Source organism: Massilia litorea, assembly GCF_015101885.1.
GTDB classification, from domain to species: Bacteria; Pseudomonadota; Gammaproteobacteria; order Burkholderiales; family Burkholderiaceae_D; genus Telluria; species Telluria litorea.
On sequence record NZ_CP062942.1, the window covers coordinates 89811 to 106966 of the forward strand.

General features: G+C 66.2%; 15 protein-coding genes. 8 read left to right on the forward strand and 7 right to left on the reverse strand.

The genetic code is table 11. The annotated features are described in order from the left end of the window. Positions 1–4: 4 nt before the first annotated feature. The 7 genes from LPB04_RS23660 to LPB04_RS23690 all read right to left on the reverse strand — a co-directional run bounded on the left by LPB04_RS23660 (position 5) and on the right by LPB04_RS23690 (position 6883). Positions 5–616: a transmembrane anchor protein gene (locus tag LPB04_RS23660; protein WP_193689177.1), complete on the reverse strand. Its 612-nt coding sequence runs from the start codon at positions 614–616 to the stop codon at positions 5–7. Between the two features lie 13 nt (positions 617–629). After that, on the reverse strand, positions 630–1295 hold the full coding sequence (locus tag LPB04_RS23665) for a HupE/UreJ family protein (RefSeq protein WP_193689272.1): 666 nt from the start codon (positions 1293–1295) through the stop codon (positions 630–632). A gap of 106 nt (positions 1296–1401) precedes the next feature. Beyond that, entirely contained in the window at positions 1402–1785 is a 384-nt protein-coding gene (locus LPB04_RS23670) for a hypothetical protein (RefSeq protein ID WP_193689178.1), read from the reverse strand. A 56-nt stretch (positions 1786–1841) separates the two neighbouring features. After that, positions 1842–2210 carry a hypothetical protein gene (locus LPB04_RS23675; protein ID WP_193689179.1) on the reverse strand — a complete coding sequence of 123 codons (369 nt, stop codon included), beginning with the start codon at positions 2208–2210 and terminating at the stop codon, positions 1842–1844. 38 nt (positions 2211–2248) lie between these two features. Next, entirely contained in the window at positions 2249–2992 is a 744-nt protein-coding gene (locus tag LPB04_RS23680) for a DUF4198 domain-containing protein (RefSeq protein WP_193689180.1), read from the reverse strand. Between the two features lie 30 nt (positions 2993–3022). After that, the gene (locus tag LPB04_RS23685) at positions 3023–5194 is read right to left on the reverse strand and encodes a TonB-dependent siderophore receptor (protein ID WP_193689181.1); all 2172 of its coding nucleotides are present in this window, start codon (positions 5192–5194) and stop codon (positions 3023–3025) included. A 213-nt stretch (positions 5195–5407) separates the two neighbouring features. Further along, positions 5408–6883 (reverse strand): aldehyde dehydrogenase family protein, encoded by a 1476-nt coding sequence (locus tag LPB04_RS23690; RefSeq protein ID WP_193689182.1) that lies wholly within the window; start codon positions 6881–6883, stop codon positions 5408–5410. A gap of 428 nt (positions 6884–7311) precedes the next feature. On the opposite strand from LPB04_RS23690, the gene LPB04_RS23695 reads away from it, so the two are divergent. Genes LPB04_RS23695 through LPB04_RS23730 form a run of 8 tightly spaced genes read left to right on the forward strand, consistent with a single transcriptional unit; the run spans position 7312 to position 15764 of the window. Then, positions 7312–7980, forward strand: a complete 669-nt coding sequence (locus LPB04_RS23695; protein WP_193689183.1) for a haloacid dehalogenase type II — start codon at positions 7312–7314, stop codon at positions 7978–7980. Positions 7981–8020: 40 nt separating this feature from the next. Beyond that, positions 8021–9295: an NAD(P)/FAD-dependent oxidoreductase gene (locus LPB04_RS23700; protein WP_193689184.1), complete on the forward strand. Its 1275-nt coding sequence runs from the start codon at positions 8021–8023 to the stop codon at positions 9293–9295. A 12-nt stretch (positions 9296–9307) separates the two neighbouring features. Next, on the forward strand, positions 9308–10264 hold the full coding sequence (locus LPB04_RS23705) for an ABC transporter permease (RefSeq protein WP_193689185.1): 957 nt from the start codon (positions 9308–9310) through the stop codon (positions 10262–10264). Then, a complete protein-coding gene (locus LPB04_RS23710; RefSeq protein ID WP_193689186.1) occupies positions 10261–11118 on the forward strand; it encodes an ABC transporter permease in 858 nt (285 codons plus the stop codon). The genes LPB04_RS23705 and LPB04_RS23710 overlap by 4 nt, the downstream gene beginning before the upstream one ends. 2 nt (positions 11119–11120) lie before the next feature. Continuing rightward, entirely contained in the window at positions 11121–12950 is a 1830-nt protein-coding gene (locus LPB04_RS23715; RefSeq protein ID WP_193689187.1) for an ABC transporter ATP-binding protein, read from the forward strand. Then, positions 12947–13258, forward strand: a complete 312-nt coding sequence (locus tag LPB04_RS23720; RefSeq protein WP_193689188.1) for a (2Fe-2S)-binding protein — start codon at positions 12947–12949, stop codon at positions 13256–13258. The genes LPB04_RS23715 and LPB04_RS23720 overlap by 4 nt, the downstream gene beginning before the upstream one ends. After that, positions 13237–14613 carry an FAD/NAD(P)-dependent oxidoreductase gene (locus LPB04_RS23725; protein WP_193689189.1) on the forward strand — a complete coding sequence of 459 codons (1377 nt, stop codon included), beginning with the start codon at positions 13237–13239 and terminating at the stop codon, positions 14611–14613. The genes LPB04_RS23720 and LPB04_RS23725 overlap by 22 nt, the downstream gene beginning before the upstream one ends. Next, positions 14610–15764, forward strand: a complete 1155-nt coding sequence (locus LPB04_RS23730) for an NAD(P)/FAD-dependent oxidoreductase (protein WP_193689190.1) — start codon at positions 14610–14612, stop codon at positions 15762–15764. Before LPB04_RS23725 ends, LPB04_RS23730 begins: the two co-directional genes overlap by 4 nt. Positions 15765–17156 lie beyond the last annotated feature (1392 nt).

A 17156-nucleotide genomic window follows, 5' to 3' on the forward strand; every position in this document is an offset into this window, starting at 1 on the left:
GCGCTTACTTGATCTTCCTGATGTCGGAATAGACGCCGCTGGTCTTGAGCGTGATGGTCACCGGCTTGTCGCTGCGGTTGCGCCAGAACCAGCCGTGGTGGCCGTCGAAGGCCGCCGAGAACTCGCCGCTGTTGCCGGTGACATCCTTTTCCTTCTTGTAGCGGTGGAAGGTGTTGGGTGGAGCGTTGTCGGGCTCGCCGTGGGTATCGTGGTTGACCAGGCCCCCGTCGGTCTTCCACTCGTAATGCACGGTGGCGCCTTTCAGCATCGCCATCTTGACTTCAATGCCCTCCCTGGGCTGGAGCGTGACCTGCATCTCGTCGCTGCGCTTGCCTGCCGAGGCGGGCCTCGCCTGGGCGGCGGGAGCCGTCGCCTGCGGCTTGCGTTCGGCGGCGGCCGCGTCGGCCAGCGCGTCGGCTGCCAGCGCGGTCTTGATCTTGCCCATCTCGGTCAGGTTCAGGGCGCTGCCGATCCCGGTCGGATCGATGCCGTACTCGGACGGCAGCACGACGGTGGTCAGGAGGACGCCCGCCGTGACGATGGCGATCGCGGTCGAGCGCAGCAGTTGCGCCTTGCTGGGCAGTTCCGCGCGGCGCGGCATATCGGTGTTGTACATGGCAGTTCTCCGGTCAAACAGTGAAGTAGCCGACCAGCTGGTAGCCGATTAGCAGGAAACCGCAGGTCATCATGACGACGTTGGCGGTGTAGGCGTGGCGCATGAAGCTGTCGGAACGGCGCCAGAAGCCCATCGCGATCAGGATCGTACCCAGCGCCAGCAACTGCCCGGCCTCGACGCCGATATTAAAGCCGACCATGTTGGCCACCAGGCCGTCGGGCGACATCTCGTAGTCCTGCACCTTGGTGGCCAGGCCGAAGCCGTGGAACAGGCCGAAGACCAGGGTCGCGACCTTGGTGTTGGGCTGGACGCCGAACCAGCGCTGGAAGGCGCCGACGTTGTCGAGGGCCTTGTAGACCACCGACAGGCCGATGATGGCGTCGATCAGGTAGCCGTTGATGCTGGTGCCGAAGTAGACGCCGGCCATCATCGTGGTCGAGTGGCCGATCGCGAACAGGCTGACGTAGATCCCGATGTCCTTTAGCCGGTACAGGAAGAAGATCACCCCGAACAGGAAGAGGATGTGGTCGTAGCCGGTGAACATGTGCTTGGCGCCGAGGTACACGAAGGGCAAGAAGTGGACGCCGCTGATTTCCTGGATATAGCCCTTGTCGCCCTCGGCGATGCCATGCGCCTGGGCGGCGGAGCTGGCCAGCAGGTAGAGGATGGGCAGCAGCATGCGCCAGGGTGCTGCCCCGGCAGGCCGGGTGCCGCAGGTAAAAAGAGATGTAAGCATGAATGACTCCGAAACGGATTGCGTGAAGGTGCCGGCAGCGCGCCGGCGACTAGACAAACGACGCAATACCCGTCTTTGGAGGACGCTCGAGCGGATGAACGACGGCCGAGCGGAACGGCATGGTCACCTCGGCGTGCCGGGTCGGCATGAAGGAAAACTGGACCGCCGCCAGGACCTGGCGCAGGGGCAGGTCGTGGGTGTGGTCGGCCGAATCGTGCTGGTGCGTGTGGACGTGGGTGCGCGCCGCCTTGACGTTGGCGAGGGGCAGGCCAGGACCGTGCACGGCCTGCGCCTTGCCGATATGTCCGCTGCCGGCATGGCGATGCGCGACCCGGGTATGGGAATTGGACAGGGCGTTCACGCATTGGGCGACGAGGACCAGGACCATCAGGATGGCCACGATCAGGCGTTGATGCGCGCGATATCGGTACACGGTTAGTCCCCATCGTTCCTCGCCGGCCCGCTGCGGGTCGGCGAGGGGAGCAGGCTTTACTTCAGCGCGAAGGTCGCCGCGACCTTGGTCTTCTTGTCGGCCAGAAGCAGCTTGGTCGCCACCTTGGCGCCGGCCGGCACCTTGCCCTTGGCGACCAGTTTGTTGTCGCCGGCAGGACTCAGGGCGAATTCGCCCGGCTTGCCCACCACGCTCACCGTACCCGTCACGCCGGCGCTTTCCATTGGATCGCCGTCGTCTTCCAGGTAGAGCTCGATCTTGTCACCCTTGACGACGAGTTCGAGCCAGGTTTCGCCCACGGCCTGGATCACGCCGCCGTGGTTCGGGATCGGCGTGCCGTGGCTGTAGGCATTACCCATCGCCAGTGCGGCGCCGCACAGGAGCAGTTTTCCTAACAATTTGTTCATTTGTGTCTTCCTTTGCAGTGAATTGTCTGGAGCGTCGCTCATTCCGGTGCGTGCGGCAGCACGAAGGAAAGCGAGGCCAGGTGCTCGGTCTTGTTGTACTTGGCCGGGTCGTCCGGCGGCGTGTCGAGGATGGCGACGATCACGTTCAGGCCCTGGTTGCGCACCTTCAGGGTGACGGTGCCGTCGGCGCCGCTCAGGACCGGCTGGCCGTCCGGGTCGTTGACCCAGTCGTGCAGCACGCGGGCGCCGGCCACCGGCTTGCCCTTGTAGAGCACGCGCAGGGTGATCGGGTCGCCCAGCATCGGCGGCAGCGTTGCCGCCACCGGCGCCACCTGCAGCACATGGCCCGGGATCGCGCCCAGCGGCGCAGTCAGGGGAGCGCGCAGGTGCACGGCGTATTTCCAGGTGTGCTCGCTGACGACGGCGTTCGGCACTTCGTCCTTGCCCTTCTTGTGCCATTTGCCTTCCGGTGTCTTGCTCCAGGTGCCGTTGTCGAGGACGGCGGCAACCACCGCCGGCTGGTTGCTGGTATCGACCAGCATCAGGCGTCCGTCCGGCGCGGCGCTGGTCGGCACCGGCTTGCCAGCGGCGTCGAAGCCGCTGACGCTGCTGACCTGGCTGGCGCGCTTGACGATGTCGAGGTCGTCGGCGCCGACGCCGTACAGGAGCGCGAGCTGGGTCGAGCGCTGCGCGAACCAGATGCCGTGTGCCTGGGCGACCGCGCCGGCGAGCAGGCTGGTGGTGATGGCCGCCATGGCCGTGAGTTTGACGATCTTCTTCATGCTTGCCTCTTTCCGTGTTGGTTGATGCGATCAGAACTTGTACTGGGCGTTGAAGACGATGGTGCGCTCGGTACCCGGAGCGACCCACACCTGGCTGTACGAGCTGGCGTAGTACTGCTTGTTGAAGAGGTTCTCGACGTTCAGCGAGAAGCGCAGCTTCTTGTTCGGCGAGTAGTTGGAGATCAGGCGCACCGTGGTGTAGGACGGCAGCTTGAAGTCAGTGGTCGCGGCCACGTCGCCCATGCGCTCGCCGACGTAGATCACTGCGCCTCCCAGGCTGGCGGTGCCTTCGCCGAGGCGGAAGGTCGGCGTCAGCACGAAGCTGGCGCTGTTCTTCGGCACGTTCGGGAACTGCGAGCCGGTCTTGATGACGTTGTCGCCGCGGGTGACCTTGGCGTCGGTGTAGGCGTAGGCGAACGAGAAGCGCAGGTTTTTCATGACCTCGCCGGCGATGTCGAGCTCCACGCCCTTGCTGGCGACTTCGCCGGCCGAGACGTAGAAGTTGACGTCGACAGGATTCGTGGCCAGCACGTTTTCCTTCTCGATCTTGTACACGGCCAGGGTGCCGGATATCTTGCCATTGGCCGACTCCAGCTTGGCGCCGGCCTCGTAGGAACGGCTTTCCTCGGCCGGGAAGGCCAGGTTGTCGATGCTGATGCCGCTGTTCGGACGGAAGCCCTTGGCAGCCGTGGTGTACAGCGACCACTGTTTGTTCGGCTGGTAGACCAGGCCGACGCGCGGACTGGTGGCACTCAGTTCCTGGTAGTTCACGGCATTGATGCGGCGGTTGGTGACGGTCTGCTCGTAGCCGTCGTGGCGCACGCCCAGCATGGCCTTCCACTGCTCGGTCAGGTCGATCTGGTCCTGCGCGTAGATACCCCTGGCCTTCTGGTTCTCGAGCGTGTCGATCGAGCGCACCATCGGATCGGCGATCGCGCCATACACCGGGTTGTAGATGTTGATGGTGTAGGGATTGCTCGCGGTCGGCGTGCGGCGGTTCTGGATGCGGGTGTCCTCGAACTTGTAGGCGTCGACGCCCACCAGCACGTTGTGCTTGAGCGGCCCGGTGCCGAACTTGCCGAGCACTTCGATGCGGCCGGACAGGTCGGTGGCCGAGAAATCGCGGTCGCGGCGCTGGCGGCGCAGGGTGGCGTTATCCGGCAGCAGGTTGACCGCCTCGGTCGAGATGCCCCGCATCGAGCTGTCGCGATAGGCGAAGCCAGTCTGCAGCTTCCAGTTTTCGTTGAACTCGGTCTGCACGAAGACCTGGTGGCCGACGCTCTTGACCGTGGTCGGGCCATCGCCTGGCTCGCCCAGGAAGCGCGAGTTCGGGATCAGTCCCAGCACGCCGTTCACGGCCACCACGCCGCGGTCGAACGGGGTCTCCTGCTTGCTCGCTTCGACTTCGTAGGAGACGGTGGTAGCCTCGCCGACCAGCCAGATGAAGGAAGGCGAGATGAAATCGCGCTTGCTGTGCAGGGTGTCGCGGAAGCTGTCGGCCTGCTCGTGGGCCACGTTCAGACGGTAGGCGAGGGTTTCGCTGATCGGGCCGGTCAGGTCGGCCGCGACGCGGCGCAGGTTGTAGCTGCCGATCGAGCCTTCGACCATGTATTCGGGCTTGAATTTCGGCTTCTTGGTGGTGATGTTCACCGTGCCGCCCGGCTCGCCGCGGCCGTACAGGGCCGAGGCCGGGCCCTTCAGCACTTCCACGCTCTGCGTGTTGGCGCCGTCGCGCAGGCCGTTGTAGCCGCGGCTGGAGCTGAAGCCGTTGACCATGAAGTCGGAACCGAAATTCGGGTCGCCGGTGAAGCCGCGCATCGAGTAGCTGTCCCACAGGCCGCCCAGGTTGCTCTGGCGCGAAATGCCGCTGGTGAGGTCGAGGGCGCCGGCCAGGTCGGTCACGCCCACGTCCTTGAGCAGGTCGGAGGTCAGTACGCGCACGCTCTGCGGCAGGTCCTGGATCGGGGTGTCGGTCTTGGTCGCGCCGGTGGCCGTGAGCGAGCGGTAGTTCTGGCGCTGGCCCTTGACGGTGACCCTGCGGACCTCGCCGCCTTCGGCGCCGGCTGCCGGAGCCTCGGTGGCGGGCGTGGCGCTTGGTGCCGCTTCCACCACCGCATCCTCGCCGGGGGCCGCCTGGGCCGCCGTCAGTGGATAGGTGGCCGCCAAAAACAGCGCGAGAGTGCAGTAACGTGATGGATACATGACAGGCTCCGGTTGGGTTCATACGTTGTTGGTATGAAATGATTACAACATAGGCGTCTTTACTGCTTATCTCGTAATGCGGCTGTCATAAAACATAAATCGCGTTTCTTTATGCGGAATTCAGCACAGATTGTGGTGGCGGTCATCGCCGCACCGGGAACGTGCAATGCGAGGCCGATTGCACCGCACTGCAGCATTTATCGCGACTTTCGTTTACCCGGCGAAGTCGATCAACACGCTTTTAAAACGCAGGTTGGCCTCGAAGGCCTGGCGTCCGAGGTCCTTGCCCAGGCCCGAACGTTTGTAGCCGCCGGTCGGGATCACGAAGTCGTTGCTGCGGCCGTAGCGGTTGACCCAGACCGTGCCGGCCTCGATCCGGCGCACGCAGCGCAGGGCGCGGCCGAGGTCGGCGGTATGCACACCCGCGGCCAGTCCATATGAGGGATGGTCCGCCAGCGCCAGCGCTTCCTCTTCGTCGTCGAACACCTGCAGCGTCAGCACCGGGCCGAAGATCTCGTCGTGCACCGCTTCCATCTCGCCGTGCACGCCGGCCAGCAGGGTCGGCTCGTAGTAGCCGCCTTCGCCGGCGACCTGCAGCAGGCGGCCGCCGCAAACGAGGGACGCTCCGGCCGCCACCGTGCGCTGGACGATGCCGTCGATGCGCAGCGCGTCGGACGCGCGGATGATCGGGGGCAGCGTGGTGTCGCCTTCCCAGGTGTGGCCCGCCTTGAGTGCGGCGAAGGCGGCCACGATGCCGGATACCAGGCGGTCGGCCGCGCCGCGCTGCACGATCAGGCGCGAACCGGCCACGCACACCTGGCCGGCATTGCCGGCGATCGCGCCGGCGATGGTGCGCGCGGTGCGATCGAGGTCGGGCGCATCGCCGAATACCACCTGCGGGCTCTTGCCGCCCAGTTCCAGCGTGACCGGCTTGGTCCCGCTGTGGGCGCAGGCCGCCATGATCGCGGTGCCGGTGCGGGTCGAGCCGGTGAAGGTCACTTTCGCGATCTTCGGATGGCGCACCAAGGCGTCGCCGGTGACGGCGCCGTCGCCTTGCACGACGTTGAAGATCCCGGGCGGCATGCCGGCCTGCACCGCCAGCTCGGCCAGGCGCAGAACGGAGAAGGGCGTCAGCTCGGACGGCTTCAGGACCACGGCGTTGCCGGCCGCGAGCGCGGGGGCGATCTTCCAGGATGCCATCACCAGCGGGAAGTTCCAGGGCGCGATCGCGCCGATCACGCCATACGGCTCGGCGATCGTCATGCCCAGGGTGTCGGTGCGCGTGGCGGCCACGTCGCCGCCGTGCTTGTCGGCGAATTCGGCAAAGAAGCGGATGCCTTCGGCCGTGAACGGCACGTCCCAGGCCAGGGCGTCGCGGATCGGACGGGTCGAGCCCACGGTTTCCAGCGGCGCCAGGTTGGCGGCGTCGGCTTCGATGAGTTCGGCCCAGCGGCGCATCACGCGCGCCCGTTCGCGCGGTGCGCGCTGCGCCCAGTCGCTGGTTTTAAAGGCGTTCCACGCATCCTGCACGGCACGGTCGACCATCGCTTCGTCGGCCACCGGCAGGCCGGCATAAGCCTTGCCGTCCGAGGGGCGGCGCACTTCCATGGCTGCCTGGTCGTCGATATAGGCGCCACCAATATAGTGGCCGCTCCTTACGTTTACCGCGTCGGGATGAATCCGGTCCATCGCATCTTCCTTTTTTCGAGAGTGGGCCGCAAAGCGGCCGGGTCGACCGTCGATGCTACGCCGAAACGGCAGCATTAAATGCGGTCGTCGGGCCGGCCGTTGGCGCAAGCTGGTGTTGTTGGGGCGGATGCGGCACATCCTGCTCTTTGCCCGGACCGGCTCTGGAAGGGCGCCGTTCTCCTATGTAAACTGGTGCACGCGTGCGCTATTGCGGTGCGTTGCGGGGCGCCCGCGAGGGGTGCGTGCAGGGTGCAGCAATGTGTGCTGATTCCGGCGCATAAAACCGCGCATTCTGTCTCGGCCGGGCAGAAAAACGCGATATTGCAAACGTGGCGGCATGGTGTAATGAATATCGAGAAACGGCTCTACACCAGCGGCATCGGCAACTGGGACCGTTCCGAATCATCCCGACCACCAGAGGAAAATCAATGAGCACCTTGCGGCCCAAATTCATCACCTTCGACTGCTACGGCACCCTGACCCGCTTCCGCATGGCGGACATGGCGCGTGCCATCTTCGCCGACCGCGTGCCGGCCGAGCGCATGGAAGAATTCGTCCTGCACTTCGCGGCCTACCGCCTCGACGAAGTGCTCGACGCCTGGAAGCCGTACCAGGACGTGGTCAAGAACGCGGTCGCGCGCACCTGCAAGAAGTGGGGCATCGACTACATCGACGCGGAAGCGCAGCAGTTCTACGACGCGGTGCCGACCTGGGGCCCGCATGCAGACGTGCCGGACGCGCTGGCCAAGGTGGCGAAGGAATTCCCGCTGGTGATCTACTCGAACGCGGCCAATGCCCAGATCATGCACAACGTCGAGCTGCTCGGCGCACCTTTCCACAAGGTGTTCACGGCCGAAACGGCCAAGGTCTACAAGCCGCGCCTGGCCGCTTTCGAGTACATGCTCGACAACCTGAACTGCAATCCGGAAGACATCCTGCACGTCTCGTCCAGCCTGCGCTACGACCTGATGCCGGCGCACGACATGAGCATCAAGAACAAGGTCTTCGTCGCCCGCGGCCACGAACCGTCGACGCCGCACTACTGCTACCACGAGATCAAGGATCTCTCGGGCCTGCCTGGACTGCTCGGCCTCTGACGATCGACCTTTGAACCAGCTGCGACGAACAGGACACCCGATGAAGCTCGAATCCTACTGGCTCGATACCGCACCCCCGTTCAACGGGGGCGCCGAAGGCAAGGTCCCGCCGCGTGCCGATGTCGTGGTCGTGGGGGGCGGCTTCACCGGCCTGTCCGCCGCGCTGGCGCTGGCCAGGAGCGGCGCGTCGGTGGTCCTGCTCGAAGCGGGCCGCGTGGCCGGCGAAGCCTCCGGCCGCAATGGCGGCCAGTGCAATACCGGCCTCGCGCACGACTACGCCGACCTCGCCGCGCGCCTGGGCGAACAGAATGCGCGCGCCTTTTATCAAGCCTACGACAGTGCCGTCGACACCGTCGAGAATCTGGTGCGCGACGAGGGCATCGACTGCGACTTCCGCCGCTGCGGCAAGCTGAAGCTCGCCGCCAAACCGGAGCACTACGCCAAGCTGCAGAAGGTGCACCAGCAGCTGCAGTCCACGGTCGACCCGGGCGTGAAGCTGATCCCGCCGGAACGCATGGCCGAGGAGATCGGGTCCGCCAGCTTTTATGGCGGCCTGCTGCAAAGCGAAGGCGCCCAGATGCACATGGGTAAATTCGGCGTCGGACTGGCGCAGGCGGCGGTGCGCGCCGGCGCCCGGGTCTACGAAAACGCAGCCGTGACCCGGATCGATCGCAGCGGCGGCGGCTACATCCTGAGCTGCGCCCGCGGCACCATCGCGGCCGACCAGGTCTTCCTCGCCACCGGCAACTCCAGCCTCGGACCCTTCGGCCACTTCCGCCGGCGCCTGGTGTCGGTGGGCAGCTTCATCATCGCCACCGAGCCGCTGGACAAGGCGACCCTCGACGACATCGCGCCCACTCGGCGCAACTACGTCACCACCAAGAACATCGGCAATTATTTTCGCATTACCCCGGACGACCGCCTGCTGTTCGGCGGCCGCGCCCGCTTCGCGCTGTCGAACCCGCAATCGGACCAGAAGAGCGGCCGCATCCTGTCCGACAAGATGACCGAATTCTTCCCCCAGCTGGCCAGCACCGCGATCGATTATTGCTGGGGCGGGCTGGTGGACATGACCGCCGACCGCCTGCCGCGCGCCGGCCAGCACGAAGGCATGTTCTATTCGCTGGGCTACAGCGGCCACGGGGTACAAATGTCGGTCCACATGGGCCAGCTGATGGCCGATATCATGGCCGGGCGTAGCGAGCTCAATCCCTGGCGCGGCCTGGAATGGCCGTCGATCCCCGGCTATTTCGGCAACGCCTGGTTCCTTCCCTTCGTCGGGGCCTATTACAAGCTGCAGGACCGGCTGCACTGAAGGGAAGCGCACATGAACGGAACCATCGGAAGACTGCTGCTCCAGCGCCTCGGCCTCGGCCTGCTGACGCTCCTGATCGTATCGGTGGTGGTCTTCATGATCACCAACCTGCTGCCGGGCGACGCCGCCGAGGAGTCGCTGGGACAGGCTGCCACGCCCGAGGCGGTGGCCGCGCTGCGCGCGCAATATGGCCTCGACCAGCCGGCTCCGCTGCGCTACCTGCACTGGCTGGGCAACCTGGCCGGCGGCGACGCCGGCGCCTCGATCGTGAACGGCATGCCGGTCTCCGACCTGATCGGCAAGCGCCTGCCCAGTTCCCTGGTGCTGGCGGCGACCACGGCGCTGGTGTCGGTGCCGCTGGCGCTGACGCTGGGGATTTTGTCGGCCATGTACCGCGGTTCGCTCTTCGACCGCGCCGTGAACATGGCCGCCGTGTCGCTGGTGTCGGTCCCCGAATTCCTGATCGCCACGCTGGCGGTGCTGATCTTTGCAGTGAAACTGCGCTGGCTCTCGGCGCTCTCGCACACGGCCGACATCGGCACGCTGGGCGATTTCCTGCGTGCCTACGCGATGCCGGTGTTCACCCTGTGCTGCGTGATCGTGGCGCAGATGGCGCGCATGACGCGGGCGGCGGTGAGCGACCAGCTCGACGCGCCCTATGTCGAGATGGCGCGCCTGAAAGGGGCGGGGCCGGTGCGCATCGTGCTGCGCCACGCGCTGCCGAACGCCGTCGGGCCGATCGCCAACGCCGTCGCCCTGAGCCTGTCCTACCTGCTGGGCGGCGTGCTGATCGTCGAAAGCATCTTCAACTATCCCGGCATCGCCAACCTGATGATCGATGCGGTCACCACCCGCGACATCCCCCTGATCCAGGCCTGCGCCATGATCTTCTGCGGCGCCTACCTGGTGCTGGTGATGCTGGCCGATATCTGCGCCATCCTGTCCAACCCGCGCTTGAGGAATCCATGACGACGCCGATCACCTCCCTGCCGTCCGCTCCGGCACGGCGCCGCCTGCCGCTGGCCCTGTCGCCACTGGGCCTGCTCGGCCTGGTGCTCACCGTGCTCTGCCTGCTGATGGCGCTGGCGGGACCGAGCCTGTCGCCCTACGAGGCCTCGGCCATCGTCGACCAGGACGTGTTCGGGTCTATCAGCAGCCAGTTCCCGCTCGGGACCGATTATCTCGGCCGCGACATGCTGAGCCGCATCCTGCACGGCGCCCGCTACACGGTGGCTCTGGCGCTGGCGGCGACCGTGCTCGCCAGCCTGACCGGCACGATGCTTGGCCTGTTCGCGGCCACCGCGGGCGGCCTGGTGGATGCCACCCTGAGCCGCGCGCTGGACGCCCTGATCTCGATCCCGAGCAAGATGTTCGCGCTGATGATGGTCGCTTCCTTCGGCTCCTCGGTGCCGCTGCTGATCGTGACGGCGGCGATCGGCTTCATGCCGGGTTCCTACCGCATCGCGCGGGCGCTGGCCGTGAACGTGCAGGCGATGGACTTCGTGCAGGCGGCGCGCGCGCGCGGGGAAGGCATGGCCTACATCATGTGCGTCGAGATCCTGCCCAACATGATCCGCCCGGTGCTGGCCGACTTCGGCCTGCGCTTCGTCTTCGTCGTCCTGCTGCTCTCCGGCCTGTCCTTCCTCAGCCTGGGCGTGCAGCCGCCGGATGCGGACTGGGGTTCGCTGGTGCGCGAGAACATCGCCGGCCTCTCCGACGGCGCGCCCGCCGTCCTCATGCCGGCGCTGGCGATCGCCTTGTTGACGATCGGCGTGAACCTCCTGATCGATAACGTTCGCGGCAGCCGCGGAAAGGAAGGCTGAACATGAGCGACCTGGTACAGGTAACAGGCTTGCGCGTGGTGGCGCGCCAGGCCGACGGCAGCGAAACGGCGATCGTCAAGGACATCGACTTTTCGATCGCCAAGGGGGAAGTGCTGGCCCTGATCGGCGAATCCGGTTCCGGCAAGACCACGATCGCCCTGGCCCTGATGGGCTATGCGCGCGCCGGCTGCCGCATCGGCGGCGGCAGCGTGCGCGTGGCCGACCAGGAACTGGCCGGCATGCCGGAAGCCGAACTGGGCAAGCTGCGCGGGCGCAGCGTCGCCTACATCGCGCAGAGCGCCGCCTCGGCCTTCAATCCTTCGCGCACGCTGATGGAACAGGTGATCGAGAGCGCCTTGATCCACGGCGTGCTGACCCGCGCCCAGGCCGAGAAGCGGGCGGTGGAGCTGTTCCAGGCGCTGGCCTTGCCGGACCCGCAGCGCATCGGGCAGCGCTATCCGCACCAGGTCTCGGGCGGCCAGCTGCAGCGGGTGATGGCGGCCATGGCCTTCGTGACCGATCCGGCCCTGGTGATCCTCGACGAGCCGACCACGGCGCTTGACGTCACCACGCAGATCGAGGTGCTGCGCGCCTTCCGCGACGTGGTACGCCAGTCGGGCGCATCCGCCGTGTATGTCTCGCACGACCTGGCGGTAGTGTCGCAGATGGCCGACCGCATCGTTGTGCTGCGCGGTGGCGCGATCCAGGAAACGGCCAGCACCGCGCGCATCCTGCACGAGCCGCAGCACGTCTACACGCAAAGCCTGCTGGCCGCGGCTGAGCCGGCGCCGCGCACGCTGTGCCCGGTGGCCGAGAGCACGGCGGCGCCGCTGCTGGAAGTGCGCGGGCTGGTGGCCGGCTACGGCAAGACCGGCGCCGACGGCCTGCCGGCCAAGCGCATCCTCACCGACATCGACCTCACCGTGGCGCGCGGCGCGACCATCGGCATCATCGGCGAATCCGGTTCCGGCAAGACCACCCTGGCGCGCGTGATCGCGGGCATGGTGCCGGCGGCGCGCGGCAGCGTGCTGCTCAATGGCGAACCGCTCGGGGTCCACGGACGCACGCGCGAACAGTTCCGCCGCGTGCAGTTCGTGTTCCAGAACGCCGACACGGCCCTCAATCCGTCGCATACGATCGAGCGCATCCTGGCGCGTCCGCTGGCCTTCTATCACGGGCTCGATGGGGCGGCGCAGAAGAAGCGGGTCGCGCAGCTGCTCGACCTGGTGCGCCTGCCGCAAAGCGTGGCCGAGCGCCGGCCCGGCGCCCTGTCGGGCGGGCAGAAGCAGCGCATCAACCTGGCGCGCGCGCTGGCGGCCGAACCGGACCTGGTGCTGTGCGACGAAATCACCTCGGCGCTGGACACCGTGGTCGCCGCCGCGATCCTCGACCTGATGGCCGAACTGCGGCGCGAACTGAAACTGTCTTACCTGTTCATCAGCCACGACATCAACACCGTGCGCGCGATCTGCGACGAGATCGTCGTGCTCTACGCCGGCAACAAGATCGAGGCGCGGCCGCGCACCGCGCTGGTGCCGCCGCACCATCCGTATTCGCATTTGCTGATCTCGTCGGTGCCACGCCTGCGCCAGGGCTGGCTGGACGAGGTGGGCGGGCGCGGCGCCGTCGTCTTGCCGCCGCTGGCGCCGGACGCCGGGCCGGAACTGTGTTCCTTCCGCGACCGCTGCGGCGTACGTATCGACGGCCGCTGCAATACGAGCGCGCCGCCGCGCCGCCGCCTGGACAACGGCAGCGAGATCCTGTGCCACCACACCGACGCCGCGCTCGTGCAGATGCAGGCGCGTTCGGACCACCTCGAGGAAGTCGCATGACAGGCCGATTCATCCGGCTGGCCGAGACCGGCCGCCCCACCGTTCACTTCACGATCGACGGCCGCCCGGCCCAGGCCCTGGCCGGCGATACCCTGCTGGTGGCCATGCTGGGCGCGGTGCGCAGCGTGCGGACCTCCGAATTCGGCGACGGCCGGCGCGCCGGCTTTTGCCTGATGGGCGCCTGCCAGGATTGCTGGGTCTGGACTGCTGACGGACAGCGCCTGCGCGCCTGCTCGACCCCGATCGCCGAGGGCATGCAGATCGTCACCGAGAACACGGAGGCCGCATGGCTCAAGCTCGCGTCGTAGTGGTGGGAGCCGGTCCGGCCGGCGTGCGCTGCGCCGAGCAGCTGGTGGCGGCGGGCCTGCGTCCAATCGTGATTGACGAAGGGCGGCGCGACGGCGGCCAGATCTACCGCCGCCAGCCCGAGGGGTTTACGCGCAGCTACGCCACCCTGTACGGTTCCGAAGCGCAGCGCGCCGAATCCCTGCACCGCGGCTTCGATGCGCTCAAAGGCAGGATCGACTACCGCAGCGAGACCCTGGCCTGGAACATCACGGCCGGCGAACTGCATGTCGTGCATGAAGGCGCGGCTTCGCGCATCGGCTTCGATGCCCTGATCATCTGTTCCGGGGCGACCGACCGCCTGATGCCCGTGAAAGGCTGGCATTATGCCGGCACCTACAGCCTGGGCGCCGCGCAGATCGCCCTCAAGTCGCAGGCCTGCTCGGTCGGCAGGGAAGTCGTGTTCATGGGCACCGGGCCGCTGCTCTACCTGGTCGCCTACCAGTACCTGAAGGCCGGCGCGAAGGTGGCGGGCGTGCTCGACACCTCGCGCCTGCGCGACCAGCTGAAAGCCTTGCCGCAGTTGCTGGCGCGTCCGCGCCTGCTGCGCAATGGCCTGTCCTTCATGGCCAGCCTGCGCAAGGCCGGCGTGCCGCTGCTGGCGGGGATCGAACCGCTCGAAATCAAGGGCGATGCGCAGCAGGGCGTGCAAAGCGTGGTGGTGCGCGAGGCAAACGGGGCGCAGCGCGAGATCGCCTGCGACGCGGTCGCGATGGGCTACCACCTGCGCCCCGAGACCCAGCTGGCCGATCTGGCGCGCTGTGCTTTCCGCTTCGATCCAGAAGGGCGTCAGTGGCTGCCCGAGGTGACTCTGGAGGGGCGCAGCTCGGTGCCCGGCGTGTATCTTGCCGGCGACGGCGCGCGCATCCTGGGCGCGGACGGCGCCGAGAACGCGGGACGGCTGGCGGCGCTGTCCGCCCTGGCGGATCTCGGCCTGCAGGTCGATCGCGCCGCGGTCGAGCAGCTGCTCGGCCAGCAGCAGAAGATGGACCGCTTCCGGCGCGGCCTGGTGCAGGGTTTTCCATGGCCGGTGCAGCAGGCCGCGCAACTGCCAGACGAGGCCATCGTCTGCCGCTGCGAGAGCATTACCGCGGGCGAGCTGCGGCGTGTGACGCGCGAGATGGGCGCCTGCGAAGCAAACCGCGCCAAGGCTTTCAGCCGGGTCGGGATGGGACGTTGCCAGGGCCGCTACTGCGGCCAGGCCGGCGCCGAGATCGTCGCCCATGCCGCCGGCGTGCCGGTCGAACTGGTCGGCCGCCTGCGCGGCCAGGCCCCCGTCAAACCGCTGGCGGTTGTCACCCGTGAGGAGCAGGAATGAATGCGCAATCCGCAGACGTATTGATCATCGGCGGGGGGCTGATGGGCGCCTCCGCCGCCTACTTCCTGCGCCGCCGCGGCGTCTCCGTGATCGTGCTCGAGCGCGGCCTGGTCGGACAGCAGGCCAGCGGCACCAATTTCGGCAACGCACGGCGCCAGGCGCGCAACCTGCAACAGCTGCCGCTGGCGAACCGCGCCTATGAGATCTGGAAGCAGCTGCCGCAACTGATCGACGACGATCTCGAGTTCGTGCAGCCCGGCCACATCCGGGTCGCCTATACCGAGGAGCAGGTGGGGGTGCTGGAAAAGTATGCGCGCGATACGCGCGAGTACGGGCTGCACCTGCAGATGATCTACGGCGACGAGATGCGTGCGCGCTATCCCTTCCTCGGCAAGGAGGTGAGGGCGGCCTCGCTGTCGCCGGACGACGGCCATGCCAACCCGCGCCTGGCGGCGCCGGCCTTTGCGCGCGCCGCGATCCGGATTGGCGCGCATATCTTCGAGAACACGGAAGTGACGGAACTGGCCAAGGAAGGCGGCGAATTCCGCGCCGGCTGCAGCGACGGCCGCGTGTTCCGGGCGCCCAGCATGCTGGTGGCCAGCGGGGCATGGGGCGATACCATGAGCGCCCAGTTCGGCGAGCCGGTGCCGCTGGTGGCGCGCGGTCCGCAGCTCGGCGTGACCGAGCCGATGCCTTACCGCATCGGGCCCAGCATCGGGGTGGCCACGCCGCTGCTCGAGGAGACCCTTTACGTCCGCCAGATCAAGCGCGGCAACATCATCTTCGGCGGCTGCGGCCGCGGTCCTGCGCATACCGATACCCGCCGCGCCTACGTCCTGCCGGAACACATCCTGACCCAGTTCCGCCAGCTGGCGCGGCTGCTGCCGCCGGTGGCACGCCTGTCCGTCATCCGCACCTGGAGCGGGATCGAAGGCTACATGCCCGACAGCCTGCCGATCATGGGGCCGAGCGCGAAAGTCAGCGGCCTGTATTACGCCTTCGGCTTCAGCGGCCACGGCTTCCAGATCGGTCCCGGCGTGGGCGACGTGATGGCGGAATTGATCGCCACCGGCAGCACCAGCACGCCGATCGAACCTTTCCTGATCAAGCGCTTCATGCAGGCCCCGGCGGAGCAGGTGCTGGCGGTGTAGCGGAAGGGTAGCCGCGAGGAGGTTTATCGACTGCAGTTTGATCGCACTTCACTTTGGAGAAGGTCTGTTCGCGTTGTCTTTCACCAGCGACGCGCGACGTGAGAAGCGGGCCGAGTCCCCCGCAGTCGAAATCATATTTACGGAGCCGTCCGGATTGTCGATTCTATGCGCCACCGGAATGACCCGTTTGCCGCTCAGCTGCGATTGAACCGAACGCGATACGTACATCAGGGCATCCCGGCGCGCGCTCAGCCATGCTTGATAGTCGCGGTCGGGCCCCCCCATTGGGGCATCCGAAAGGCGGAGCCGGTGGAGCGTATCCAGCGATCGGAGTGCCAGTAAAGAATCACTGGCGGCCGAGACCAAGATGTCGTGCTGCTGCTCGTTTGCCGACGCGAGCGCTAGGCTCGTCGAAGCAACGCACGGCATGCTCGTGCAGGACCGCTGCGATGTTGCGCATGTCCGAATTAACCTGTTATGTTCGAGCAATAATTCCGGATGATGGGCATGCGTACCGGCAGGGCATTCAGTCCCGGCAAGGCAATCCAGAACGCGATCGGATCCTTTCGAAGTCTGCGAACAGATCGCAGTGACAGGAGGACTTGCCTAAAGGTTTGCAGCAGCGGCCATCGTTGATCTGAGTAGCAAATACACAATAAATTTGCTCGCCGAAACCGTTCATCAGGCTGAATTTAGTCAGCCAGTTCAGGCCGTTGACGTCGGCAAATCGATGACAGAAACACTTAATGCGCTTCTAAACGATCGCGATGTGGTTGAGTACTAAACAGTAGGGGAGCAAAGTTTGGCCTGGAAATAACATGACAGACGCAGAACGTTCTGTACAACCTTGTCAACGTATCCGTAATCGCACAGGATTAGCAGCGCTAACTCGACAATAGAAACCATATTGTCGAGTCTCGGTGCGATAGCAGGTGAGGCTAAATCTTCACTGGCTATACTAACGTTGCTGCCCGGTTGCGCACTCTTAATCGAACGGTCGTCGCTTCGCCAAAAGCACACGAATGTAGCAGGTTATTTGATCTATAAGCACTGCGGTGGAGCAGGTCGGCGAGTTGACGAACGTCAGGCGTGGCTTACATCTGAGACAACTTTTTGCAATCGGTCTTGACCTTGGGGAATGACAACTAGCGTGCTTCAGCATGCCCAATAGGTTTGCCGGATCATTCTGGTCGTTCACATCAACATCGCGTCGAATGTCGTCCTAAATTAGGACGAGGTCCTTTGGGGTTGCCAGGCAGCGGCGTGCGCCGAACTGAGCGCATGCGCCAAGCTGTTACAGCGAGCCCGACGAGGTGCCCCATGACTTGGCGCTGGGGTAGCTCGGGTTATCAAGGACGATGAGTGCCGTTGCCTCGACCGGATTGTCGCATG